This window comes from Caballeronia udeis, assembly GCF_001544555.2.
GTDB classification, from domain to species: domain Bacteria; phylum Pseudomonadota; class Gammaproteobacteria; order Burkholderiales; family Burkholderiaceae; genus Caballeronia; species Caballeronia udeis.
Window position 1 is genome coordinate 1 of the sequence record NZ_FCOK02000221.1, and the last position, 1022, is coordinate 1022.

The following is a 1022-nucleotide window of genomic DNA, read 5'->3' on the forward strand; positions in this document are numbered from 1 at the left end:
GTGCGCTCGGCGTGGCGCTCGCAGTGGCGGCATGCATATTTGAAGCGCACGTGCTGAAGCACCGACGCCTTGACTTCGATGTGCAACTGTTCGCTAAGCTCTTCACCCATGCGGTGCAGCGCGTGCGCGCAGCACGGGCATACCTTCGCGCTCTCGGGCAGATCGTATTCGATGCGTTGGCGTGGCAGGTGCGCCGGTAAAGGCTTACGTCCCGGTTTGCTTCTCGTGGGTGCCGCCGGATCCGGCAGACCCGTGTCGGGGAGCACGAACGGGTCGTCAGTGACGCCGGCGTCCATGTCGTCGGACTCGCAGCCGGCGATCTGTTCGGCCTCGTCGAAGACGCGATCCTTGAGCTTCTCGCTGCTTGGGGCGAATCGCTTGCTTTGCGCGAGGCGAAACTGCTCTTCGAGCTGAGTGATCCGTTCGCCCAATTGCCGGTTGCGTGTCTCGAGTTCACGGATATAGGCCTGGGCGGCCGGCGGCAATCGGGAGAAGTCGTCCTCGTTCATGCCTCCACGATAACGAAGTCGCGCGCGCGATGGGTTTACGGGAATTTGTAACAGGCCAGCCGATGCTCACAGGTGACGCGCAATGCTCAACTGGCGTGATGGTACGACCGTACCGGGTGGCGGCGCACAGCATCAATGTCGATGCCATCCAGGAGCCAGTGCAACTGCTCGCTCGTCAGCTTGACGACGGTCTGCTGCCGTCGTGGCCATACGAAGTGGTCTTCTTCGAGGCGCCTCAACATCATCCAGAAACCATTGCGATCGTAGAACAACAGTTTGACCCGGTTGCGTTTGCGGTTGTGGAAGGCGAACACGGCCCGTGCAAACGGATCGAGTTGCATGGACTGCTCGACAAGCGTCACGAGACTATTGATGCCGGCCCGGAAGTCGATCGGTTCGCGATGCAGGAAGACCGTCAGGTCCGCTTCGAAGCGGAACATCAACGCGCTCCCAATGCGGCAACCATCGCATTGACGATTGCCACGTCCTCTGCTGAACATTCGAGCTCGAGCT

2 protein-coding genes are annotated in these 1022 nt (G+C 60.8%); both read right to left on the reverse strand.

Annotated elements, in window-relative coordinates:
* Positions 1-509, reverse strand: a 509-nt coding sequence (locus AWB69_RS45315; protein ID WP_197500501.1) for an IS66 family transposase zinc-finger binding domain-containing protein, incomplete at its 3' end; no start/stop codon positions are given.
* Between the two features lie 86 nt (positions 510-595).
* Positions 596-1022: IS66 family insertion sequence element accessory protein TnpB (gene tnpB / locus AWB69_RS45320; RefSeq protein ID WP_231937473.1), on the reverse strand; the 427-nt coding region annotated here is incomplete at its 5' end.